Here is a 23,095-nt window from a genome sequence, read left to right as displayed (position 1 = left end):
ATCACTTTAAAATCAGCGAGTTATTTCTTATTTTTCATCTCCCTTTTCAAAAATTGTCCTCTGCAAAGAAATTTAAGTCTGTTGCCAATTGGTTTCTACTTCCTAATAAAATAGTCAATACTGCAATAGAAGATTTTGATTATTCGTGTGTTGGAGCAAATCATTCCAAAAAATTTTTTGAAGTTATAAAAATTTGTATGTATAAGCGCTGGGAGTAATTATTTTTAATTATATAAGGAGTGAGGAATGCCTTTTAATCAGTTAATCAATTGGTTGAATAAAGAAAAAGAGTTAGGTATTGAACAACCCCAGTGCGCTGTTTTAGCAACATGCACTTCTTCAGGGATACCTCATAGCCGAGTTGTTGCTATTCGAGAAATAGAAATAGATAGTCTTTTATTTTTTACACAAAAAGGAACACAAAAGGTTATCGAATTGCTTGCTAATCCTGCAGCAACCCTAAATTTTTTATTTGCAAAACAACAACGCCAAGTAATTATTGAAGGGTGGGCAAAGCCAATTTCTTCAGAAGAAAATGAGTACTATTGGAATCATTTACCACGAGAACGACAATTGCGATTTTCAACTTACGCCTCCACGTCAGGCCAGGTGATTCAGGATTTGCGTCAATTAGACAAGCGAAAACAAGAACTCAATGAACAATTTTTTAATCAACCTATTCCCATGAGTGAATATTATTGTGGCTTTCGTTTTATTCCTGAAACGTTTATTTTTTATACTATAGCACCCATTTCTTTTTCAGAAGTGATTCGCTATTGCAGGGAAGAAAAAGAGTACTGGAGAAAAGAATTACTATCCCCCTAAGACTCTTTGAGTTACTAAATGCTCTAAAGGATAAATATCAAAAGACATCAATTATAATAAAAATATTTCAAATTTCCTCTATAATAAACAATACATATTGGATGTAACTTTGTTCTATAAGGAGATAGACATGAAAGGCAGGCGCTGTCACATGCTATCTTCAATATCCCAATCTCATGAAGCGGCAAAGTCAGTAAAAAAAATAATAAGAATAAAGTCAAAACCCCTCATCTTGAAACATCATGCAATACATTTAGGGAGAATATGATGAATCTTGTAAACTCAAATAATGTAGTAGGTATTGGTGTAGAAAACTCTGCAGGAGAAGACCTAGGACAAATTGAAGCACTTATGATCGATAAAATCAGCGGTCAAGTGGCTTATGTTGTTCTTTCTTTCGGTGGATTTTTAGGCTTAGGTGACAAATTATTTGCTCTGCCTTGGAAAGTTTTTTCTTATGATTCAGTACTTGAAAAATTTATTTTAAATATAGATAAAGAAAAACTTAAAAATTCTCCTGGATTTGACAAGGAGAATTGGCCTGATATGAATGCGGATTCCTTTGCTCAAGCAATAAGAAACTATTATGTTGAGCCTTTATAGTATTTTATAAAAGAGTATGGGATTTTAATTGAGCATGCTGTAAAAAAGCTATTTTTACATACTCCTGTTATATAGGATGTACTAATATTAAGAATTAATAAGGAGATAGAAATGGAAGATCCGAACGCTTGGTTATCTACCATTATGGCACCAGAACGGTTTTTTTTAAATTTAGCTTATCCTCCTTTTCAAGACTGGAGTGAAACTTTTTCACCCGCCCATCTTATAGAAAACCAAATGGAGGTTTTTATAGCAAATACGCTTAATTTATATTACATGCCATTATTTTTTATGAAGTTTTTTCTTCCAGAGCAAGAACCTAAAGATGAAATATCAATCCTCGCCAAAAAAGCTCTTTCTTCGAAAAAGAGAGCACAAAGCCACCACAGCAAAGTTATTAGAGAGAGAAAATCTTAAAATGAATCATTTTGTACTTATTTTCTAACATAATTTGGAACATATAATATTAAGAGCTTATTAGGAGCGAGCTTACTTTAATCGGGATAACGAAAAATGGGTTTAAAACTACTCGCATCTTCCCATGTAATGACAGCATTATTACCTGTATCCCATTGTTTCCAAGATGCATTTTCCTTTAAACGATGGGGGGCGCGCATTAATTCCAGGCTTTGTTTTAAGGTACATAAATCTTGTGCTTCATAGATAGTGAAATATCGTACGGGATCTCTTGTGGGGCTGCTGTAACGAAGACAGGATGTCCAAGTCGGCACATCAGCGACATTTTTAGGTAAATAAATAGTTTCATACCAATCATTAAACGCTTCTGTTTCTTTGGCAACTACTTCGACACTTACCATAAAAAAAGGGCAGCTGCCAAAATGAGGCTTATTTTTTATACCGCGGAGATGTTGGTAGCGTAGTGTATAAATGCAAGCACTTTCGAGATGGTGTAAGTCATTAGTTTGAAATTGCTTCCATTTCATTTTTTCCTTTTCTCGTCCTGGGCGCTCTTTAATTGCTTTTAAGGCAAGTTGTGTGTCACTTTCTGTAGCACATTCATAAATGGTAAGAAATTGTTTACGGTAATACCTAAGCGTGCCATCAACATTATGTTCTTCATAACGCCTTGCAAATTTGATTTCAGGAATAATTTTTAATAAATTGGGGATATAAGAATGATGATAAAAATCATTAAATTCAGCCTCTTTTTCTGCAGAGACACTTAAGCTAATAAAAATGAGTGAGTTATTATTTTTATTCATTGATTTACTCAAGTTGGGGATCTAATAAATACATTTTTAAACGCATGGACGTTCACTTTTTTATAAGCGTTTGTCTTTAAATAAGGCTCCTCATTTAACCATGCTGTTGCTTTCTCCAAAGTATTAAATTGTGCAATGATTAAGCCACCTGTGGGGATGTCTAAATGTTCTGGATTAAGAAGGGGGCCTGCTAATAAAAGTCTTCCTTCTTCTTTTAAGTGATTCAGGCGAGCAACATGTGCTTCCCGAGCTATTTTTCTTTTTGCGATAGAGCCATTATTATCGCTACATATAAAGGCATAATAATTCTCAAAAGGAAATTCTTCATACATAGAAAAATCCTATTCGTGTCATTTATGCTTGATTATAGTATAAAATATACTATTTATTTGTTATTGTATGCTTCCCAAAATAGTAGATTTAAATTTTGTCATTCAATTCAATAAATGAACTTGGCAATGGAAATAGTTGGAGATAAGGGATCTTGCCCTTTCATACATTTTTTGAAAGCTCCAACTTGTTGCTTGTTTCACATTTATCATTACTTATCAATGCTTCATATATTTTTTTGCCATGGCTAATTGCAATACCACGTGCAAACATTCCAAAAGCAGATAAGCCAATTAAAGGATAAAATCCCTTTACACCACTTGTTTTATAAATTTGGATAGCCATGGCGGCCATATTAACTGTGTTTCTTTTTTTATCTGCCCTAACTGTTTTATAACTTTAGCTTTATAAAATCTTTTATTCACGATTAAAAGAAAAGGGCGAAGATTCTCCAAGCATTTTTTCAGTGTTTTCTTCGGCTTCTTCAGCGAGCCATTCTTTTTTTAATGAAACAAACGAATTACTAATCTTGCTCGCCTCCTGTTGAGTGCCTGCTTCATGGTGATAAAAGCCCCAACGACCAGTTTTTACTAGAGAATAAAATCCTAAACTAAAAATATCTCTTAATACGGAAAGTACATCTTCAAATTTTTCTTTGACTGAAAGAGAGCAGTTGGCTGTTTGTTCGACCTGACTAATCAGACTGTTAACCTTTAACTCCAACATATGCCGCTTTTGAGGTGTTCTATTTCCTTCATAATAAGCATTAAATTCCTCCTTGGTATTTTTAATAAAATCTAAAATTTCTTTTTTATCAAAATTACTATCAGTAATTTCTTCTACTTCTTTTTCTAATGCTTTAAATGAATCAATTAAATTGTTTATTTTTGTTAACTCATTAGCAGGAATACTAATTTTTGCTAATTGTCTGAGAAGCTTACTGTCAATTTGATGAATCAATTGCTGATATTCTTGAAGCTCATGATTAATCTGCTCACTAAGACGTACTTTTGCTTCAAGATCACCTGAATAATATTGAATTAAAAGTGCTTGTATATTTCTACAAAAAGCAAAGATGCTCACTTTATCATTTTTGGCCTGATCTATAGTGATTTGGGCTTGTTTGATCCCAGGTTCATCTTTTATCTTTTGTCGCTCTTCCTCTATCTCTTTCTCTGCATTCTTTGCATGTTCTGCTGCTTCATTAAATTCATGTAGGGCCTGTACTTTTTCGTCTTTAGATGATTGGTGTAGTCTATCACGGGCTTGCGTTTCTTTATTATTTGCTTCCATTAGATTTCTTTGAAGAATTTTTAACTGTGGCCATTGCTCTTCAACATTCTTTTTTTCTTGTTCTCTTGTTCTGATTCTCTCAATAGTTTTTTCTTCTAATGTTGCTAATAGAGTCATAATCGCACACATTTTATCGATAGTTTCTGGATGTTGTCCTAATAAACGAGAGTCTATTTTTCCTTCTCCTACCCTTTTTAGTGCCTCAGGCGATACTTTTCCAATCTCTTTTGGAAATTCAAGATTTATAATAGAAGTATATTCAGTTCTCTCTTGCTCAAACTCTTCGGGATTATCTTTTATCCTATCAAATTCCTCAAAAACGCACTTTATTTTATTAATATTGTTTTCAAACTCTTTTGGATAAATCTTTATGATCTCGCCTAGGTGGTTAAATGCCTTAGTTGTTCTACTTTCTTCACCCAAAGCAAGGTTAGGTTCATCCATGATTGCCAAATAACTGCTGATCCCAATTAATTGGGCCCCTAATAGATCACTTGATTCCAGGCAATTACTGGTCGCTAATTCTTCTCTTGCCGCAATCAAAAAACTGACCATTTCGAGATTAGGTAATTCTAAATCAGAAAAGTTTATGGTAGCTTTTCTTAGTGCTTTTTGAGTGTCTTCGACATTTTTTGTTTCTTCAGGATATTCGCTATGAATATATTTACCAAGCTTGTAAAATGCTGAAACAGCTTTATTGATGGAATTTTGCTGAATTGCGCTATTTATCTCATCAATATAGGGTCTAATGTCATTATTAGTAATAGGCATAATGAATTCTCCGCTAATCTTAAATAACAATGCATTTTTATAAACTTGTAACTTACTAAGCTCACTGTCATAAAAAAGTTTTTTAAGGTCATACGTAGTTAGCAAGTATTCGCATGATCTCTTGTTCATTCAATAATCACTTAATACGATGATGTTTCCCCAAGTGATTACTGTTGTTTATTTTATCTGTATTAAATTAAATCTATATTAACAAAGCAGAAAATAAAGGAATGGGGGATTCTTTGTTAACAACAAGGACAATAAGTCATTGTCCTCTTGGGTCCCGTGGCTGTGCATATAGGTGTAAACTCAAGGAAAAATTGACTATCGCTTTTACAAAGGGTGACGCTTGGAAGAGTTACCCTTTGTAAAAGCAGGAGGGTGCTCATAGCACGGTTATATTTTTCTATTTGTGATCATGGTTGATATTTCTAAATGACCAGAATAGGTTGCTTCTTCAGCAGCGGTCATTTGATTAATATCTTTTATTTCTGGATTTATTGCTGATAATTTAATTAAATTGTCGACTATCTGGGAATTTCCGTGGGCTGCAGCAAGGATGAGTGGTGTAAATCTTGTTCCCTCAGTGGTTATGTTGGGATCTACACCAGGTATTTCAAGTAAGTATTGCAGCAAACCATTATGCCCCCCAGATGCAGCAGCTGTTAGTGCTGTATCGCCAAAACGATCGTGTTGATTTAACAGAAAGCCACGTTGTTGCTCTTTAACTGTATCGAGAATCGCTCTTACACCCCACTTACTCCCTTTTCTGCAATATTCCACTATTTCTGATACCATTTGCTGAGTAGCATCTTCAGTAGTATGCAAACTATCTTTTTGATGTTCTTTTCTTTTGCTATGTTTGTCATCTGTAGTTTTCATTAATTGCCTCCTAAGATTAATTTATAGATGGAGCTTGTTATAAATTATACAGTGGAAATAGCTCATTTTGTTGTTTTTTTAAATTCACTACACTCACAGAATAATTAGGTCTATTAGAGTCCTAACTTATCCATAGCATCCTTGGTTCTATAGTGGTGCAGATATTAATTTGATGTGCAAGCGATATTAAACATTCGGCATTAGAGGCTAATCCTGCAGCAGCTTCATGCAGTAACTCTTTATTGTTACCCACGGGTACATGTCCCATCGGCATGCCATCAGACGGGGCTAGATTTGCCATAGCGCGAGCTGTTCCTATTTGAGCAGTGCACATTATAGTAAATTGTGAGGATATGAGGAGTGCTGCGTAGGGATCAAATGGGGCTACGGGAGTGAGGCCTGCAGCTACTTGTAGCGCTGCATCGGCAGCACCCTCGCGGATCATATCTTGCAGCATAAGAAAGTAAGCGCCTCTATCTTCAGCAAATTTACTCTGTAACATTACATCGAGTCTGTTTTTATCACTTTCTTCAAGGTTTTTGCCGGATGAAGTGTATTTTTCATATATTCTTTGAAAATCAGTTTTCCTGGGGCCTCCCACCAACCAGTCAAAAGTATCTAGTGATTTAAGCTGTGCTATACCTGGATTCATTAGTGTAGAGTTATCTATTGTGGGATATTCAGCAATGACTCCCAGAACCTTATCTACTCTAGCCTGAAGTGTTGCTTTAGCGATTTCATAATTTCTAAATGCTCTTATGCCCCCAAAAATTCCACCTGCTGCACCTCCTATTATCCCTGCGATAACTGTTCCCCACACAGGTAAAGCACTGCCTGCCGCAGCAGCGGCGGTCATGCCTAAACCTGCTCCTGCCAAAGCTATACCTACTCCAGCAAGTGCTTCCTTAGCGAGGCTCAGTCTTTTTGCTTTTTCCGCTGCTGTGACGGCTTGCATTGCTTGAATCATATGTGCTTGTACGATTTTAAGTTGCTTATCTACTTCTGTTTCCATGATCGGATCGTACAGTACATTTCCTAATTCATCGTGTTTGTTTTGCCATTCTTCTCTTTCTTGCTCTAAAGCTGCCATTTTTTTATTGTATGCTTCGACGAATTCATCTGCCTTTGCTTTTTGAGCGCGCCCTTCAAAAAAGGATTTGAATTTTTCTTTTATTTTCTTATCGATTCGTTGTTCTTTAAGTTTTTCTACAGCGTTTTTATAGTGCTCCATATGTCTCGCCCAATCAGACGATTTACTATCTAATACATGACCTGACTTTAAATCTTTATAGGCTGATGCAAGTTTTTGTTCCGCCTTTTTAAAAAGAGAGGGTTCTAGTATGAGTTTCCATTCGAAATTTCTTTTTAGCTCTGTTAATTGGAAGAGGGCTTGATTGTATTGTTCAATGCAAAACTTTAATTCTTCTTTTTTCTGTTCATCAGGTACTTTACCAAGTAATTTATTTAACTGTTCTTGACTGATCGGTTTGGGTGCCATAATTATTCTCTTTAATCAATCACTATAATGTGATTTTAGTGTAGTATACATTCGTTGTGATTATTTTGTAATCATTAAGTAAAATTTATAAATAGAAAATATGCTATTTATAAAGACTCTCAGTACTACCAACCGTTCGCTAAAGTGCGGAGCAAGAAGGGGGATTCTATTAGAGTCAACTCTATGAACCTATTGCCTGAATGTGGGGATCGAGAAGAAAAAATAAATTTATGAGTGTATGAGGATTTATTGCAGCACTGATGGAATAATTGTAATAATTTTATTAAAGAGTATTTACTGGCTGCTCCAAAAACAATTATTCCTATTCCAGGCTCCAATTTTATTTCGCGGACTCTTTTTTTAGAGACGGTATAATACAGGCAATAACTAGGCCTAACAAGGAAACCATAATGAGTAAATACATGGTATGTTGGAGTACTGTTTCTGAATATAGATTTTGTTTATTTACGAGATTCGTTTTATGAAAATAATAAATAATTTCTCCCATTGCCCATAAGATAAAGGCACCAAATAACTGAGCTATCATAGTATTAAAGCTAAAAGCACTGGCCGTAATATCGTCAGGAATGGATAGTTTTATTAGAATAGTACTTAAAGAAAATGCACCAGCAGTAAAACCTAATAATAAGAAACAAATCATTAAGAAAAACTCGTTGAAATTAGCAGTCGTTATTAAAATTAACACAGTGGAAGCACAAGCAGAGGAGAGAATCATCATTTTTTTTAGGCCAACTTTTTGAGCTAAAACAGCAATAATTGGAGCACCCAGCGCATAGCCAATAAAAGCAGATGAAATAAAATAGGTCGATTTTAATTGATTCATATGATAATGAAGGGTTAGAAATGGTGTTGCCCAGAAACTTGCAAAAGCAATGATAGGCGTAAGAATACAACCTCCATAAAAGCCAGTGAACCAGTTACTCCATTTCTTTAAAAAAAAGGTGCAGTCCTTAAAAAAAATTTTAATATTTGTATTATTGCTTTTATGCTTACCGTGTTTTGCATCATGTAAGTGGACAGAAATAAAGAACAGTAATGCAAGTGCTAAAGCAAAGAAACCTGCATAAATTAAGGAATCACGCCAATTAAATGGGGTAGTGAATTTGAGAAGAATAAAACTACCACAAATAGCGCCTATTAAACCTATGGTGAGGGTTAAACCAGAGAGTAATGGGAATAGATGGGTAGGGAAATATTTTCTAATAACGGTGTAAGAAGAAAGTAGTGTAAAAGTTGCATATGCACCCATCAACAAGCGGGCTATGATTAATTCAATATCAGTTTTAGCTAGGTAGAATAAAAAACAGGATATCGCAGCTATTATCAATGCCAGAGGTAACATTCTTTTTACGCCGTAACGATCAATTAAAACCCCACTAAAGGGTAAAGTAATAACGTAGGCTATGAAGAAAAGAGCTGCTAAATCGGTTAGATCAACAATAGTTAGGAAAAAATCATTGATTAAATAATGAGACAAAGTGCTGACTACTTGACGTAAAAAATACTGATGGAAATAAGTTAAACTGGCTAAAAGCCACATTGACCATATTAAGATGAATGTGAATATATTAATTTTACTACCATTTTTTTTCATACATATCCTTATTTAAACAATAAGTTTAAAAAATAGTATAATTTTATATTAGCAATAAAACCCGATTAGATGAGAAAAGGGTAGATATTAATTTTCTTTAATATTTGATTTAAGCAGTCGGTATTTGATTAAGCACGACCATCTTTTTTTAATTGCAATAAGAAATACATGGTTCCAAGTGATAAACATGGGCACTGCAATCCTCAAGGGATTGCAATCGCTACGAGCTTTAAATGCCTCCTTAAGAGGGTCCCTCCAAATCGCTTGATTCCTTCGATGAGTTTGGGATGAAGCATTTGCACTGGTTAATGACGGTCAACAGCTCTAGTTTCGAGATGTCCTATTTCCATTATTTGGTTAAATTGATCGTGTTTTTTAAATGGCTAAAAAGAGCAATTTAATAATTTATTAAGAATAATAATATAATATATTGTTTAAATTTTAATCAAATATAGGTCATATGAAACAGAAGTTAAATAAGCATGTACAACACATACAAGGCCGGCATATTCCAGAGCAACTTTCATTACAACGTAAACAACAAGAATTTTTTAGCAAAAAAACCAAGCGTAAAAAACTAGAGGATGATTCTCAATCTTTTCAATGGAATTACAGCACTATTATTTTATTTACCATAATTGCTCCTTATCTAATACGTTCGCTGGTGCCAGGGTTAATTAACTCCATGCATCCGAAACGACAGCAACAACCATTATTACCTAAAAAACAGGCAACCATTCATGATCAACCCATAATTGATATTACTGAGAATATGAATTGCGGACCTAAAAAAGATGGCGTAAGTCAAGGAAAAATATGCCATTTTAATAATACGCGATTCTTCCTAAAAAAATTACCAACTCATCATTCATGGCAAGAAAATAGTGCAACTCATAACCAGCCTGGGCTGATAAGCTATGAAAAATTCAATCAGAATTTTGGTAGAAATAATTTAAAAATACAAACACCCAACGATCAATTTTTTAGGGAAAATAATGGGACACATGAAAACTTTTATTCTGGTCATGCAGAAATAGATTTCAAATATATGGATGAAAATAAAAGTGATCTAAAAAATATTCCTCAAAAAGAAGCAGCTAAATTAATGGTAGCATCTACATTCATCCAAGATCTGCATCAAAAAAACTGGGGGTATAATAAAGATGGAATAGTCTTGATTGATGTTGATTCAGCTAATAGACTCCCGAATGGGTTTTCTGATTATTTACATGCCGCTGCGCAAGGCTTTTCATTAATTAATATTCCTATGTCGATTAGTCACATAAAAGAAATGATAACTATATATAAGGAGATGTTAAAATCGCCATTACCAAAATTTCATCAAGATTTTAAACTCTCTTCAGGATTATACAAAAATTTACTTTACACTTATATCAATGTCTGCAGAAATACCATTCAAGAAATACGTGAGAGTTATGTAAAGAGCCAATTCAAAGATGAAAACGTAGCCTCTGGTATTATTTCTAGTTATTTTACAAGACAGCTGGAAAAAGTCGCTGAAATGAGTAAAGCATCTTGCAATAGCTGGAGTTGCTATATTTAACATGTCAAGATTGTAGTAATCAAGTCTGATAATTAGTCTCAAGTTGATAATGAAACTTATGCTAAATAATGGCGCAATAAGATTATTTTAAGTGTTTAATGATAATTATTTGATTTTTTGTATAGACTCATCCGTTTTTGCGCCTTAATTCATAAATCTTATAGGATCAACCCCCTAAAACTCTTTCAGAATAAATTTCCATCAGTTGTTGATGCTTGTTTATTAGATACTTTCATTAATTTTTTAAATGCATCATTGCCGTAATCCATTTGTTAACGACTCTATTGTTTTAAAAAGGCTTTCATATCCACTTATTCAAAAAATAATCAAAATGGCTTGTTTTAAAATTGTTGTATACTAAATATATGGTTTGGTTATTTATTTGTCATTATGGGTGGTGGTGTTACTATGAAAGCGAAAAAAGAATTCCCTGGGATTCCAGAATTATTTCGGTTACTTACTCATAGATGTGGTGGTGGACTAGATTGCATAAAAGAAGAACGGTTTCGTGGTAATCTTGAGCCTACAGAAATGGCTGTAACTATTCTAAGTCAATATATAAAAACTTCTCCAGTAGAATCTGTAGTAAGAAATGTTTTTTCCATAAAACTGCTGCTAGGCGAAGAAGATTGTAATACTGAGTTATTACAAGGAGTAGAGAAGGCAATCAGAGCTCGTCAAGAATCAGAAACAACGAAAGGAAATCATAAAGTGGCTATGCAATTAAGCGTGCAAACGCTTCGATTGCTTATTCAAGATTCTGTGGAGCTAAATAAATCGATGTGTAGCCCGAAGAATTCAAGTCTTGACTGAAACATCGAGTTGTTTGTCACCCATCTCACATATGTTATTTGTAGTGATGCTTATTTGTTCAAGTAAGGTCATTAGATAACGACTCTAAAGTCTAGCTAAATCTGATGCATTTTAAGTGATGTAGTGGAATAGTATCTATGACTAGCGATATTTTAAATATCATAATACCAACTAGGTTGTGGCTGGTGATTCGGATCTTTACGAGAAATCATATCGGGGGTATTTATATTCACAATAAATTCTTTCATTTTTAAATAATGCTCCTGAGTGTGTGGGTCTTGAGTCAGATCCAATTTGGCTCTAAAAGTACAAATAGGTACAATATCATTTTCATCCCGCGTAGCGACTCGATTGAGATGAGGAAGCATGCTTTCATCAATTGTGTCTAAAGTGGTGCCATCACTTCTTATTGCAAAATGTTTCGGCATTTTACTTGTATTGATGGGATCGATAAAAGCACAAGCAAGGATTTTTAATTCCACTGTTGCATACACTTGACCGGTTTCTGAATTTTTTGACCAATTGACTCGCCCGCGCGTAAGAGTGGGCTTTAAACCCTCAGTCAAATGTTGAGCTCCATCGATTAATTCCATCGAGTTTTCAAATTCGTCTAAAATTATCCCATGTAGTACTTGGCCACCAAAATGAAAAATTTTATTAGCTTTAGAGCCAAGGACATCAATTTTATCACCCGTAAAATTTTCGATAGTGGAAAGAGCATAGACATCGTTTTTTCCGGTGTCTATCTTTACCCCATAAAAGGTCGTTCCTCCACGGCGAATATCCATAACAGACGTTGAGTTATCACTGGTTGTAGCTGCTTTTGTTGTATTTTCAATGTCCTGTGCTATTTGCGTCTGTTTCATTAAATCAGCAGTATAGTGGATCTTGCTCACCGGAATATGCCCTTCCGTATGCGCTTTGGAGAGTTCATAGTGGCTAATGAGTGTACTATGGACTTCTGCAAGAAAACCACATAAGGAGCTGGTTTTACTAATGATAACGTTTGGTTCTGGTTTTTGAGATGTTTTTACTCTGGTTGTAAATTCATCAATATCAAAAGAAGCTAGAGTTCGATAATGAAAGTCTTTAGAAAGTACATTTTTGAAACTCTCTATTTTTTTATTTTCGGTAGAGATCTTCATTTCCTCTATAAAACGAATGGCTTTCTCTAACTCGCTAATGGTCATATGATCATGTAATGCTAGTTTTTTTTCGATGTAGCTAATAGCTTGATAACGCGAATCATCGTGAAACCATTTTATACTTTCTTTACGGGCAAGTTCTTTGAAGATTGCTAATTTTGCATTTGCTTTTGTAATTGTGCTGCCAAGTTCGTTCATAATTAATTAAAAGTGTGTGGTTAATAGTCAAATTATATGGTATAAGAATTAAGAATTTATTAAAAACACCATAAACTGGTGTATATAAGTAGTTCTATGTGAAACAAATGGATAAATACAGGGAGAATATAAATGGTACAAGCAACTTTTTTTACCCAAAGGGATACTCCTTCAATAAAAAAAAATGATCTGAAAACCTATTACATTCCCATTGTTGAAATAATAGATAATATGCAGCAAGTAAGCGCTTGGAACTATGCAAGAAATCCTTTGGTGTCTCGGATGCTCTATACTTCCACTGAGGCTCTGTTCGCACAGGAAGCGCTGGAAGCAAGAAGGACAACAGTGTCTTGTTACAAGGTGATGCTTAATGCGACACAAATGGCAACGCTCAATAAGAGCAAAAGTGTTGGTAAAGGTTATTTGGTGGCATTAAATTTTATGCCCAAAGACATTCTCAGTTGCATTAAGATCTCAGGAAATGAATGCAGCGAAGTGATAAATCCATTTTATCAAACAAGCGAATCTGTTACGGTTGAATTGCCCTTGATAGCGCCGTGCGCTTGATCAAGCTATCTAGACTCTGGAATGCGCCTAGTTTTGTCTCCTCTAAAGAATAGCTAGCACATCATCCAGCTAGATGATGAAATTTTATGTCATATAAAAAATTCAATTTGTCAAAATAATGTAAATTATAAATCAATATGATTTTCTTTTGCTTATTTAATGTATTGTTTTCAAATAGTACAGAGCAAAGGATAAAATGTTATGCTGACCCCTGAAGAATTAAAAAAAATCCTCAGTGAACAAGAGGTAGCTTTACTAATTCAAGCGAGACTAGGACAATTGGCTCAGGGTAGGCAAAAGGAATTAATTGAGCTGCAAGAAAAACTAAGCGAAGACGAAGCAATGGATGAACTTCCATCACTAGAAGAATTAGAACAGGTACAAAAACTGTATAAGCATGCTACTAAACCATATAAGGCTGAATCTATAAGTGATGAGGCATTAAAGAAAATCTTTGAAAATTTTGCAAAAGAATTTGGTGAAGATAATATCAAAAACAATGCGCTACATTTTCCAGACGATAAAGACAATAAAAAAGCAGATGATTTTTTCCGTCGCCAAGCGAAAGAAGGGTATGCATTTTTATTTAAACAGTCTGGTTGTGACAATTATGCTTTTTCTGACGGTAAGCACTACATAATGGGAAGTAAAGCAGATGTCATTTCTTATTGTAAGCAAAATTCAATAAATCCCCCCTCTGCATTCAATGTCAATCCCTCTGCTGAACCCGAGATTTCTTCACCCTCAATAAGGTAATGAGTATCTTGCCAGCGAAAGATTTTACTTAACTTGTTATAAGTTTACTCCATATGTGTACTCTTTAGTTTTCATTAAATTTAAGCATTAAAAATGAATAAATTAATACTCTCATTTTATTTAGTATGATTAGTATTCTCAAATAGAATAAAAAATAGCTTGCATATGAAATATAGTATTACTATAATTTCAAATGAAAGGAGAGTCAAAATGAAAACTTCTAATAATGTACATCATAAAGAAGAAATTGTTTTGTCGAAGGCTTTATGCAACGTGGCAAAGTTTTATTCTTTAACGGGCAAAGATTTAAGCAAAATCATTGGAATAAGTGAGCCTAGCACATCTCGCCTCAGTCAGGGAAAAAAGTTAATTTCACCTCATACAAAAGAAGGTGAAATTGCTTTATTACTTTTAAGGATATACAGAAGCTTAAATGCTATGGTTGGAAATAATCATGAAAAAGCTAAATTATGGCTCAATAGTCAAAATAAATATTTTAAAAATAAACCTATTGAAGAAATAAAAACTATTCCTGGTTTAATGCGTGTACTTAACTATTTAGATGCAATGCGCGGTAAATTATGAGTATTTGGACTGAATGTGAGGGGGTGAAATTTTTCAAATATTTAGAATTGGAGCCTTGGAGAATAGTTGAGGATCAATATAGCTCAAGCTCTAGAGATTTAGTTGATAGTAGCGAAGAACATGATCTTTTAGAAAAATTACTAGACAATTCAAAACCTCAAGCGACCAATAGTAAGCATTATTTAATTTTTACTCCTTTCAGATATCCTCCGCTTGAGTATGGATCTCGATTTGGCAATACTTATGAACCTTCACTGTGGTATGGGTCTTTATCTCTGCAAACAGCATTTGCAGAAGTAGCCTTTTACCGGTTGAAATTTTTTGATGATACTTCGGCTAATTTAGAGTACATTGAGATTCGAATGACCGCATTTAAGGCTTATATAAAAACAAAAAATGGAATTGACTTAACAAAAGCGCCATTTCAAAAATATCAAGATAAAATTTCTAGTAAAACAAATTATGAGCACAGCCAACTATTAGGTACGGAAATGAGGGAGGCAAAAGTAGAGGCTTTTATATTTGCTTCAGCAAGAGATAAAAATGCGGGAGAAAATGCAGCAGCATTCATACCCGATGTATTTAAGATTAAAGAGAAGGAATATATAACTAACATGCAAAATTGGCGATGTATAGCAAACAAAAATGTTATTGAATTTAGTCGCGATGAAATTTTACAGAGAAAAAAAATAGAGTTTTCTAAAGATGAATTAGCGAGTGCTAGCTGTTCTGTTTTATAAACCAATAAGAAAAAATAAATAAGTTAATAGGGCAAATTCTGCTGCAAATCAGGATAAAATCCTGTACAATATGCGACAATTTTTTAACCATTAAATTTTAATAAGAGTGCTATGACTGATTTAAACCTTTATAGAAACATTGGGATCTTCGCCCACGTAGATGCCGGAAAAACCACCACTACTGAGCGTATTCTTAAGCTCACTGGTAGAATCCACAAGATAGGTGAAGTTCACGATGGTGAATCAACAACCGATTTCATGGAACAGGAAGCGGAGCGTGGTATTACCATTCAGTCAGCAGCGGTAAGTTGCTTCTGGAAGGGTCATCGCTTCAACGTAATTGATACCCCAGGACACGTTGACTTTACTGTAGAGGTATATCGTTCATTGAAAGTACTCGATGGCGGTATCGGGGTATTTTGTGGTTCTGGCGGTGTTGAGCCTCAGTCAGAAACCAATTGGCGCTATGCGAATAATTCAAAAGTATCTCGTTTGATTTTCGTAAACAAACTGGATCGTATTGGCGCGAACTTCTTGAAAGTAACTGAACAAATTAAAAAAGTATTGGGTGCAAATCCTTTAATTATGACGTTGCCTATTGGCTATGAAGACAGCTTCGTAGGTGTTGTCGATTTATTAACCCGTAAAGCCTATGTTTGGGACGAGTCCGGCCAGCCAGAAAATTACAAAGTCACTGATGTGCCCGCCGATATGCATGACGACGTTGAAATGTATCGTGCACAATTAATTGAAACAGCACTTGAAGTGGATGATGATTTGCTGATGGCGTATTTAGAAGGAGAAGAGCCTTCTATAGAAGAAATTAAGCGTTGTATCCGTAAAGGCACTCTTGAATTAGCCTTCTTCCCAACTTATTGTGGTTCAGCCTTTAAAAACAAAGGAATGCAGTTGTTATTGGATGCAGTGGTTGACTATTTGCCTGCTCCTCATGAAGTGAATCCACAACCATTGACCAATGCTGAAGGCGAGCCAAACGGTCAATTTGCTATTGTTTCTCCTGATGAGCCATTTCGCGCCTTGGCATTTAAAATCATGGATGACCGTTTTGGTGCTCTAACGTTCGTACGCGTCTATTCAGGAAGGCTCAATAAGGGTGATACGATCCTTAACTCCTTTACTGGTAAAACAGAGCGTGTCGGCCGTATGGTTGAAATGCAGGCAAATGAGCGTAATGAATTGCAAAGCGCTGAAGCAGGCGACATTATTGCAATTGTAGGCATGAAAAACGTTCGCACTGGCCACACTCTTTGCGATCCTAATCACGAGTGTACCCTTGAAGCAATGGTTTTCCCTGAGCCAGTTATCTCTATCGCAGTCACGCCAAAAGATAAGGGTTCCACCGAAAAAATGAGTATTGCTATTGGTAAAATGGTTGCAGAGGATCCAACGTTTAGGGTTGAAACCGATGAAGATTCAGGTGAAACCATTCTTCGCGGTATGGGTGAATTGCATCTTGATATTAAAGTGGATATTCTGAAGCGTACTTATGACGTTGAATTAATAGTAGGTCAACCACAGGTTGCTTACCGCGAAACAATAACCAAATCGATTCAAGACAGCTATACCCACAAGAAACAATCAGGTGGTGCTGGTCAATACGGTAAAATTGACTACACTATCTCCCCTGGTGAGCCAAACACTGGATTTACTTTCACCACCTCCGTTGTGGGTGGAAACGTCCCCAAAGAATTCTTTCCGGCAATTGAGAAAGGTTTTCGCTCAATGATGGATACAGGCACTTTAGCAGGGTTTCCTGTATTGGATGTTGTAGTTGACCTCTCCGATGGTGCTTATCACCCCGTTGACTCTTCAGCAATTGCATTTGAAATTGCTGCAAAAGGCGCTTTTCGTCAATCTATACCAAAAGCTGCTCCGCAATTGCTTGAACCAATTATGAAGGTTGACGTTTATAGTACAGAAGAGGATGTAGGTAATGTGATTGGTGATTTGAACCGTCGTCGTGGCATGATCTCAGGCCAAGAACCCAGTGCAGCTGGTGTCCGCATTAAGGCCGATGTTCCTCTTTCAGAAATGTTTGGTTACATCAGTACCTTGCGCACTCTTACCTCTGGTCGTGGTCAATTCTCAATGGAATTCTCTCACTATGCTCCTTGCCCAAGCAGTGTAGCTGAAGCAGTGATTGCTAAAGAAAAAGAAAAGAAAGCTGCAGCTAGTAAGTAAGTTAGTTAGTCACTTTTAAAAGCTCTGTCAGTTCATTCTGATGGAGCTTTAAAATCCAAATAAATCAGAGAGATGGGTGTGATTAGCGTGATTTTAATTGACTTAATGCTTCTGATTTAACTTCGTTAAAATCAAAGTTTGATAGGTCTAGCTTTTTCTTATTCATATTTACCTCTTTTATCTGCCCAAATATATAACAATGCAAGTTATAGTATCTTCCTAATTCGCATTTTTGAGTTATATAAATCAAATGTCGTATTTTTTTAAGCACTCTATAGGCTGATGATTTTTTTTATTGAATGATCGTATTTAATTAAAGCAGGAATTATTTGGCCGATGTTTTCACAATTAAGTTTCTTTTTTATACTCTCAAAGTGCCTCTCGACGGTACGCTTGGAAATTTCAAAAATAGATGCAATACGTTGTAAATTAAAATCATGATAATATAAATATATCAGTTCTTTTTCTCTATGAGTGAAATTTTTAGCCGCTAAAAAACTAAAAGGAAGTTGATTATAGTCGAATACGTCATCTTTAATGAGCTCAACCATTTTTTGATGAGAGGATTTTAGAAGAATATCCTTAAGACTATCCGGTTTATCGCTATTTCCTAAACTAATTCGTTCATTCATCTGGATTATGCATTCTTTAGGTAAAATTAAAAAATTATCTTTCGTATGTAATCTTTTAATTCTTTTAGACAGGTTTTGAGCAATCATATTGAGATAGTCAAGATTGTTAAATGCAAAATTGTTCATGTGATTCGTTTGGTGAGAAGAGGCGAAGGTAACCATTTCAACTCGGTTTGAGTCTTGGCGAATAATATCCACAAAATAGGTGAAATCACGTTCTAATAAACAATGTTTTATTCCTGATGCTATGACATTATCACTATCCACGTTACAAACATAGAGACTGTCATGTTGATAGTTTTTTTTACAAAGATTTTGTTCGATGTATAATTCTTTATTTAGAATATCATCAATAATAGATTTTTCTGAAATGAGTTGTAAGTAGTGTCCTTGAAAATCAAAATATAGGTATCCCCAGAAATCTATAGGTGTATTTTCAAAAATATCATGATAGCAATTGTACAGAAAGCTTGTATGAGCTTTCATATTAGATATAGCGTTCATTATGATGTTTTGAACTGCACATAAACCTAAGTAAATTATAGCTCAAATCCATGTTAGACATATGATTTATGGGGTTGAGTTTGCTGCCATCCTTGGCGGTAAAGTTATTTAATGAAAGTAGTTGCACTGTAATTTATCATTTCATTGATTTTTTCATCTGATTTTTTTAACGCCTCTAAGTTTTCTTTTGAGGGGTGCTCTCTCATTTTTTTTGATAGGGTACTAAAGAACAACATTTCATTTTCCATTTCTTTATTTCTAGTTATTTCTATATGTTCATTGAGATACTTGTATTTATCTTTGAGAGGCCATTTGTTTGCTTCATCTTTGTTAAACATAATGTTTCCTTAGTAAAAAATAAATCAAATTAAAGATACATGATTATAAAAAAAAGAAAAGGGGCTACTTGCAGCCCCTTAAAATGAGCGTTTAAAATTCAAGGCGTGCCTTTGGTGTGGGGATTTCTTCTTTGGTTTGTTCTTTTGAGTGACTAAAGAATGAGTAACACCATTTATTATTTAGTTTTATTTGCTTGCTCTCAAGCTTTTCTCCAATCTCTTGGGCTCGTTGTGCCACCATTTCAGATTCTGACTCGAGTTTGGTTATTTCTTGTTTTATATTATCGCATTTTACCCTGATTTTAGTGATTTTTTCTCTGGCTTCAACTGTTGCCCCATGGACACTGGCCCATTTATCAAGCTCATCACCAGTTGAAGTGTCACTATGTCGTTTGATTAGGTGAGACTTAACTTTTTCTTTTTCATATCCATCTGGATTGATTACAGAAAAAAATTGGTCTTTCATCTGTGCTGTATATGTTTGTTTTTTTGCTTCTAAAGCAATTTCTTTTTTTATTTCCCCAAGTGTTTCAATGATATTTGTATATCTTTCCAATTCATCTTGTTTTGCAAGAAGCTGTTTTTGCCTCTTTAATATTTCGTCTCGGATATCGCTGTGTTCAAAATTTTTATCGGTATATTGCTTTTCAAGTTCTTGAATTTCTTTTTCAAGAGTTTCAATCTCCTCTTTATGTGATTTTATTTTTTCATAAACATACAAACTTGCAAGCGTGAGAATCATATATAACGCATATTTTGAAACATTATCTACCATGTTTTTACTCACTCGCCCGTCTTTTGCTAAATAAGTAAATGCTTTTTCAAGTTTAGGGAAAGCATAAGCTCGAAGAGGAGGCTCTATGAAATTAGTGAGTGTATCCCCTAGATATCCTCGTATTTGGCTAAATGCCACATCCAGAGATTTAGCGGATGCTTCTTTAGGCGTCATAGTTTGGAGTACTGCTTCTTGATGTTCGGTTGCTTGAGGTTCAAGCATCGTTTTGACTTTATTATAAGTATTGAGCTCTTGTTCCCATTGTTTCTGCTCAAGACCCTCAAGTATTGCTGCCTCTATTTGTATTTCCAAGTATTTTGGGCCATTTAACTTTATAGGGCTAGGATTTCGAGCCGCCCCGCCTGAATAAGGGCGGTGAGAGGGCGTTCTTCTTAATATAAGAGGTAATTTGGTAAACATCATATTCTCCTGTTATAAACTTAATCTAATAGTTTAAATTTTAACTAATTGCGATGAATGTTAAATGATGCTTACTGTCGGAAATACGACATTGTGAATTAATAATTAGGCATCCCATTTTTGATCCAATATTTTCCAACCTTTGGGTAAGCATGAGGGACTGAAGACTGTTCTGTTGTTTAGCCTATGTTTTAAGAGGTGGCTGGCAAAAAGAAACGAGCTACTATCAAACAAGCTTGGCGACTTATGAGAATTTCAATCAAACAAAAGGATACTTAGCAGAATAATTCTGAGCCGAGCATTTTTTGCATTTCAATATGTTTGCTAGGTTATCTCGGTGCATGATTTAATAATGTTCCACTTTCATATCAAGACTTTTCACTATAAAAGGTGACTTATTAGTTGTTTTTTGACTAGTAATGAGTAAGGAGAAAGCAACATTAAGATGCAACTCAGGAACATTATAAGTTTGATTAACTCGCCAGCACGGTGACCCAAAACAAAGCTCTTCTTTGATTAAAGTTGGGTGGTTCAATGGCCTAGGATGAAGTGTAAGCTTGTAATGCTTAATTATTTTGGATTCATTAAAATAAAAGTTATTCATGGGCTCCCAGGCAGCATGAGAGAAATTTTTTTCAGCCTCTTTTTCTTCATTAGGTGTAGTCAGATAACTAATTGACATAGTATCCATTAATATTTTCTGCGCCCAATCTGTTACTTCATTATTCGTAACAGCAGATACTAACGGTGATGCAAAAAGTGAAATAAGTAACATGAACCGAAGTAATAGTAACTTGCACATACTCTTATCCTTTTAGTTAAGCAAGAATCTATAGGATATTCAATCTATTATTAAATAGTACAATCAACTTCAAGGAATTTCCAGAAGGGGGCTGGTGAATGATTCAATAAGGTAGTTCAAAGGAGTATTACAAATTTATAAAAACTAATGACCCACTGTAAAATATTGCAGAGTCTATGTGGGACTATTGGATTTTTTGGATCCTGTGAAGGCTAGATATTCGGTTTTGTGTAAGGAGCTGCCCAACAGTCTTCACACGCAAGTAAACAGCGGTTTTTATCGCCTGAGATATATTTTACTTACTCAAATGATGAACTCATTGATTTGGTAAAAATTGGGTTCTATACCCAGGAAAGTAAGAATCACCAGCATTTATTTAAGTTTGAACCTACACTAATTATTGATGCTTGTTTTTGCTCTTGTAAATATTGTCTCATTTCTTGAGTTGGATTTGCTGTGGCACGTTGATTCATAGGTAATCCCTCTCGTAGGGACAACCACTGACTTGTAGCACTTAAATCTCCAACTACAGGCTCTGCAATTATCCGAAAAGCTGCTGGACCATTAGCACTATTGGTGAGACAAACAACAGCTTCCTTAGTGGAAAGATTAATCGCTGCCAAATTTCGCCCGCTTCCATTATCACCCCAATGAAAGGCAATCAAACTACCATCTGGATTACGTTGTAAGCCAATCCCCACCCCCCACGCTATTTGCATTAAAATATCCGAAGATACTAGATTATCCTGCGCTTTGGTATCTTTACCGGCTAAACTGGGAACAATTGGAATATATATTTCTTTATCTTCCTCTTCTGATCTCCTCATTCCAAACATTTCCGTTCGAATAAATTCAGCGGTAGTACATTCTCTTAAAAATTTGCCATAGTCTTCAGCAGTTGTGTATAAAGAGGCTCCAGGGTGAGCAATATAAAATTTTTGCTTAAGATCCACTGAATTATCTGAGTTATGACCTATTGCTATCGTTGCGGCGTGTTTTGGAGGATGGCCGACAATAGCAGTCACAAGAGGTAATTCTCGTGCCTCAATGGATATAGGTTTTGATAGCCAGAAAGGATTATTTGGTATGTCGGCAAAGCGGTTTTTCATTGCTTCGAGGCTGCTTTCTGCTACTTGACTCAGATCCTTTTCGGTTATTTGTATCTGGCCATCTACTGCTTTTTCTGCGACAAATAATTTATCTTGATGATAAAGGATACTTAATTGACCATGTCTATCTAATGTACCTTTTAATAATGCTTTCGTGGTTTCGGGTATTGGTTTTGGCGCGTCATCTGGAAGTTTAATGAGACTACAACCTGTTGGGGGCATGAAACTGCTGTTTGCCATGCCAATCCTCTCAAATGTTTCTTGCGCCAAAATTTCCAGTGGCTTTTTAGTGATGTTTTGCACCACCTCACCTAAAAACTGATAAGCTACACCGGAATAATTAAATTTTTCCCCTATCTTAGTTTCAGAAATAAATTCTGGTAATACTGATTCATTAGGTAAAGCTGCTTGATGAGATAGAATCATACGTGCAGTTAATTGTTTATAATTTTCATGAGATTGTATTTCTGGAGGGCCAAAATGGCCGTATTTATAGAGTGGGCTATCTAAATTAATTTTTCCATCTTGCGCTAATTTTAAAACAAGGTACGCAAATACAGGTTTACTTAATGAGGCGGCTTCAAATACAGTTGAGTTTGTGACTCCTACTGATTGTGTCGTAACCGCTCCTTGATTAGAAATAATTGCTGTAGCAATACCTGGAATATGATTTTTTTCTTGTAATTTTTCCAAAGAGCTTGTTGATTGCTTCGAAGCAAATTGCATTTCTGATAGTTCCCTAGAGGATTTGACATCGTGGGTTAAGTTAACTGAATGAGTAATTAATAAAATGCTATCAAGTTTATTCTCAAAATTATTTTTAGATTTCATAAATTATCTCTACACACTTATTCCTTAGCTATGATGATGAATCAGTACAAAAATAACCCTACTTGTTATTATAT

General features: G+C 35.0%; 23 protein-coding genes. 10 read left to right on the top strand and 13 right to left on the bottom strand.

The annotated features are described in order from the left end of the window. Positions 1 to 246: 246 nt before the first annotated feature. The 3 genes from DYH34_RS10305 to DYH34_RS10295 all read left to right on the top strand — a co-directional run bounded on the left by DYH34_RS10305 (position 247) and on the right by DYH34_RS10295 (position 1,845). Entirely contained in the window at positions 247 to 825 is a 579-nt protein-coding gene (locus DYH34_RS10305) for a pyridoxine/pyridoxamine 5'-phosphate oxidase (protein ID WP_058466254.1), read from the top strand. Between the two features lie 264 nt (positions 826 to 1,089). Then, positions 1,090 to 1,428, top strand: a complete 339-nt coding sequence (locus DYH34_RS10300) for a PRC-barrel domain-containing protein (RefSeq protein WP_058466255.1) — start codon at positions 1,090 to 1,092, stop codon at positions 1,426 to 1,428. A gap of 111 nt (positions 1,429 to 1,539) precedes the next feature. After that, positions 1,540 to 1,845 (top strand): hypothetical protein, encoded by a 306-nt coding sequence (locus tag DYH34_RS10295; protein WP_058466256.1) that lies wholly within the window; start codon positions 1,540 to 1,542, stop codon positions 1,843 to 1,845. A gap of 77 nt (positions 1,846 to 1,922) precedes the next feature. On the opposite strand, the gene DYH34_RS10290 is transcribed toward DYH34_RS10295, so the two are convergent. The 7 genes from DYH34_RS10290 to DYH34_RS10260 all read right to left on the bottom strand — a co-directional run bounded on the left by DYH34_RS10290 (position 1,923) and on the right by DYH34_RS10260 (position 9,040). Then, positions 1,923 to 2,651: a hypothetical protein gene (locus DYH34_RS10290; RefSeq protein WP_065240121.1), complete on the bottom strand. Its 729-nt coding sequence runs from the start codon at positions 2,649 to 2,651 to the stop codon at positions 1,923 to 1,925. A gap of 8 nt (positions 2,652 to 2,659) precedes the next feature. Next, complete coding sequence (locus DYH34_RS10285; protein ID WP_058466257.1) at positions 2,660 to 2,983, bottom strand: YciI family protein; 324 nt, start codon at positions 2,981 to 2,983, stop codon at positions 2,660 to 2,662. 160 nt (positions 2,984 to 3,143) lie between these two features. Then, entirely contained in the window at positions 3,144 to 3,326 is a 183-nt protein-coding gene (locus DYH34_RS10280; protein ID WP_238589572.1) for a hypothetical protein, read from the bottom strand. A gap of 72 nt (positions 3,327 to 3,398) precedes the next feature. Next, positions 3,399 to 5,174, bottom strand: a complete 1,776-nt coding sequence (locus DYH34_RS10275) for a coiled-coil domain-containing protein (protein ID WP_244918536.1) — start codon at positions 5,172 to 5,174, stop codon at positions 3,399 to 3,401. A gap of 267 nt (positions 5,175 to 5,441) precedes the next feature. Beyond that, entirely contained in the window at positions 5,442 to 5,927 is a 486-nt protein-coding gene (locus DYH34_RS10270) for an ankyrin repeat domain-containing protein (RefSeq protein WP_058466260.1), read from the bottom strand. A gap of 121 nt (positions 5,928 to 6,048) precedes the next feature. Next, entirely contained in the window at positions 6,049 to 7,425 is a 1,377-nt protein-coding gene (locus DYH34_RS10265; RefSeq protein ID WP_058466261.1) for a hypothetical protein, read from the bottom strand. 340 nt (positions 7,426 to 7,765) lie between these two features. Next, positions 7,766 to 9,040 (bottom strand): MFS transporter, encoded by a 1,275-nt coding sequence (locus DYH34_RS10260; RefSeq protein ID WP_058466262.1) that lies wholly within the window; start codon positions 9,038 to 9,040, stop codon positions 7,766 to 7,768. 460 nt (positions 9,041 to 9,500) lie between these two features. Between DYH34_RS10260 and DYH34_RS10255 the strand changes: the two genes are divergently transcribed. After that, the gene (locus tag DYH34_RS10255; RefSeq protein ID WP_058466263.1) at positions 9,501 to 10,604 is read left to right on the top strand and encodes a hypothetical protein; all 1,104 of its coding nucleotides are present in this window, start codon (positions 9,501 to 9,503) and stop codon (positions 10,602 to 10,604) included. 408 nt (positions 10,605 to 11,012) lie between these two features. After that, on the top strand, positions 11,013 to 11,417 hold the full coding sequence (locus DYH34_RS10250) for a hypothetical protein (RefSeq protein ID WP_058466264.1): 405 nt from the start codon (positions 11,013 to 11,015) through the stop codon (positions 11,415 to 11,417). A 152-nt stretch (positions 11,418 to 11,569) separates the two neighbouring features. Here DYH34_RS10250 and DYH34_RS10245 read toward each other — a convergent pair whose 3' ends face one another. Beyond that, entirely contained in the window at positions 11,570 to 12,760 is a 1,191-nt protein-coding gene (locus tag DYH34_RS10245) for a hypothetical protein (RefSeq protein WP_058466265.1), read from the bottom strand. Positions 12,761 to 12,892: 132 nt separating this feature from the next. On the opposite strand from DYH34_RS10245, the gene DYH34_RS10240 reads away from it, so the two are divergent. The 5 genes from DYH34_RS10240 to fusA all read left to right on the top strand — a co-directional run bounded on the left by DYH34_RS10240 (position 12,893) and on the right by fusA (position 17,610). Further along, a complete protein-coding gene (locus tag DYH34_RS10240) occupies positions 12,893 to 13,327 on the top strand; it encodes a hypothetical protein (protein ID WP_058466266.1) in 435 nt (144 codons plus the stop codon). 201 nt (positions 13,328 to 13,528) lie between these two features. Beyond that, positions 13,529 to 14,083: a hypothetical protein gene (locus DYH34_RS10235; protein ID WP_058466267.1), complete on the top strand. Its 555-nt coding sequence runs from the start codon at positions 13,529 to 13,531 to the stop codon at positions 14,081 to 14,083. 210 nt (positions 14,084 to 14,293) lie between these two features. Continuing rightward, complete coding sequence (locus DYH34_RS10230; RefSeq protein ID WP_058466268.1) at positions 14,294 to 14,668, top strand: antitoxin Xre/MbcA/ParS toxin-binding domain-containing protein; 375 nt, start codon at positions 14,294 to 14,296, stop codon at positions 14,666 to 14,668. A gap of 23 nt (positions 14,669 to 14,691) precedes the next feature. After that, positions 14,692 to 15,408 (top strand): RES family NAD+ phosphorylase, encoded by a 717-nt coding sequence (locus tag DYH34_RS10225; protein WP_244918535.1) that lies wholly within the window; start codon positions 14,692 to 14,694, stop codon positions 15,406 to 15,408. Positions 15,409 to 15,519: 111 nt separating this feature from the next. Beyond that, on the top strand, positions 15,520 to 17,610 hold the full coding sequence (gene fusA / locus DYH34_RS10220; RefSeq protein ID WP_058466270.1) for an elongation factor G: 2,091 nt from the start codon (positions 15,520 to 15,522) through the stop codon (positions 17,608 to 17,610). A 272-nt stretch (positions 17,611 to 17,882) separates the two neighbouring features. On the opposite strand, the gene DYH34_RS10215 is transcribed toward fusA, so the two are convergent. The 5 genes from DYH34_RS10215 to DYH34_RS10195 all read right to left on the bottom strand — a co-directional run bounded on the left by DYH34_RS10215 (position 17,883) and on the right by DYH34_RS10195 (position 23,021). Continuing rightward, positions 17,883 to 18,728: a helix-turn-helix transcriptional regulator gene (locus tag DYH34_RS10215; RefSeq protein WP_238589573.1), complete on the bottom strand. Its 846-nt coding sequence runs from the start codon at positions 18,726 to 18,728 to the stop codon at positions 17,883 to 17,885. A 122-nt stretch (positions 18,729 to 18,850) separates the two neighbouring features. Next, positions 18,851 to 19,084 (bottom strand): hypothetical protein, encoded by a 234-nt coding sequence (locus DYH34_RS10210; protein WP_058466272.1) that lies wholly within the window; start codon positions 19,082 to 19,084, stop codon positions 18,851 to 18,853. A 91-nt stretch (positions 19,085 to 19,175) separates the two neighbouring features. Beyond that, positions 19,176 to 20,282: a coiled-coil domain-containing protein gene (locus DYH34_RS10205; protein WP_131775219.1), complete on the bottom strand. Its 1,107-nt coding sequence runs from the start codon at positions 20,280 to 20,282 to the stop codon at positions 19,176 to 19,178. A gap of 343 nt (positions 20,283 to 20,625) precedes the next feature. Next, positions 20,626 to 21,081, bottom strand: coding sequence for a hypothetical protein (locus DYH34_RS10200; protein ID WP_058466274.1), 456 nt, complete (start codon positions 21,079 to 21,081; stop codon positions 20,626 to 20,628). Positions 21,082 to 21,443: 362 nt separating this feature from the next. After that, positions 21,444 to 23,021 carry a serine hydrolase domain-containing protein gene (locus DYH34_RS10195; RefSeq protein ID WP_058466275.1) on the bottom strand — a complete coding sequence of 526 codons (1,578 nt, stop codon included), beginning with the start codon at positions 23,019 to 23,021 and terminating at the stop codon, positions 21,444 to 21,446. Positions 23,022 to 23,095 lie beyond the last annotated feature (74 nt).

It is taken from the genome of Legionella cincinnatiensis (genome assembly GCF_900452415.1).
GTDB lineage: Bacteria > Pseudomonadota > Gammaproteobacteria > Legionellales > Legionellaceae > Legionella > Legionella cincinnatiensis.
Note: the sequence above shows the minus strand (reverse complement) of the source record. Positions and strands in the feature narration are given on the sequence as shown.

Excerpts from the sequence above, each read along its gene's own strand:
- DYH34_RS10295 (WP_058466256.1), top strand. The coding sequence starts at position 1,540 with ATGGAAGATCCGAACGCTTGGTTATCTACCATTATGGCACCAGAACGG.
- DYH34_RS10200 (WP_058466274.1), bottom strand. The coding sequence starts at position 21,081 with ATGTGCAAGTTACTATTACTTCGGTTCATGTTACTTATTTCACTTTTT.
- DYH34_RS10290 (WP_065240121.1), bottom strand. The coding sequence starts at position 2,651 with ATGAATAAAAATAATAACTCACTCATTTTTATTAGCTTAAGTGTCTCT.
- DYH34_RS10265 (WP_058466261.1), bottom strand. The coding sequence starts at position 7,425 with ATGGCACCCAAACCGATCAGTCAAGAACAGTTAAATAAATTACTTGGT.
- DYH34_RS10230 (WP_058466268.1), top strand. The coding sequence starts at position 14,294 with ATGAAAACTTCTAATAATGTACATCATAAAGAAGAAATTGTTTTGTCG.
- DYH34_RS10255 (WP_058466263.1), top strand. The coding sequence starts at position 9,501 with ATGAAACAGAAGTTAAATAAGCATGTACAACACATACAAGGCCGGCAT.
- DYH34_RS10305 (WP_058466254.1), top strand. The coding sequence starts at position 247 with ATGCCTTTTAATCAGTTAATCAATTGGTTGAATAAAGAAAAAGAGTTA.
- DYH34_RS10285 (WP_058466257.1), bottom strand. The coding sequence starts at position 2,983 with ATGTATGAAGAATTTCCTTTTGAGAATTATTATGCCTTTATATGTAGC.
- DYH34_RS10205 (WP_131775219.1), bottom strand. The coding sequence starts at position 20,282 with ATGATGTTTACCAAATTACCTCTTATATTAAGAAGAACGCCCTCTCAC.
- DYH34_RS10240 (WP_058466266.1), top strand. The coding sequence starts at position 12,893 with ATGGTACAAGCAACTTTTTTTACCCAAAGGGATACTCCTTCAATAAAA.
- DYH34_RS10280 (WP_238589572.1), bottom strand. The coding sequence starts at position 3,326 with ATGGCTATCCAAATTTATAAAACAAGTGGTGTAAAGGGATTTTATCCT.
- DYH34_RS10215 (WP_238589573.1), bottom strand. The coding sequence starts at position 18,728 with ATGAAAGCTCATACAAGCTTTCTGTACAATTGCTATCATGATATTTTT.
- DYH34_RS10300 (WP_058466255.1), top strand. The coding sequence starts at position 1,090 with ATGATGAATCTTGTAAACTCAAATAATGTAGTAGGTATTGGTGTAGAA.
- DYH34_RS10275 (WP_244918536.1), bottom strand. The coding sequence starts at position 5,174 with ATGAACAAGAGATCATGCGAATACTTGCTAACTACGTATGACCTTAAA.
- DYH34_RS10250 (WP_058466264.1), top strand. The coding sequence starts at position 11,013 with ATGAAAGCGAAAAAAGAATTCCCTGGGATTCCAGAATTATTTCGGTTA.
- DYH34_RS10235 (WP_058466267.1), top strand. The coding sequence starts at position 13,529 with ATGCTGACCCCTGAAGAATTAAAAAAAATCCTCAGTGAACAAGAGGTA.
- DYH34_RS10210 (WP_058466272.1), bottom strand. The coding sequence starts at position 19,084 with ATGTTTAACAAAGATGAAGCAAACAAATGGCCTCTCAAAGATAAATAC.
- DYH34_RS10245 (WP_058466265.1), bottom strand. The coding sequence starts at position 12,760 with ATGAACGAACTTGGCAGCACAATTACAAAAGCAAATGCAAAATTAGCA.
- DYH34_RS10260 (WP_058466262.1), bottom strand. The coding sequence starts at position 9,040 with ATGAAAAAAAATGGTAGTAAAATTAATATATTCACATTCATCTTAATA.
- DYH34_RS10195 (WP_058466275.1), bottom strand. The coding sequence starts at position 23,021 with ATGAAATCTAAAAATAATTTTGAGAATAAACTTGATAGCATTTTATTA.
- DYH34_RS10270 (WP_058466260.1), bottom strand. The coding sequence starts at position 5,927 with ATGAAAACTACAGATGACAAACATAGCAAAAGAAAAGAACATCAAAAA.
- fusA (WP_058466270.1), top strand. The coding sequence starts at position 15,520 with ATGACTGATTTAAACCTTTATAGAAACATTGGGATCTTCGCCCACGTA.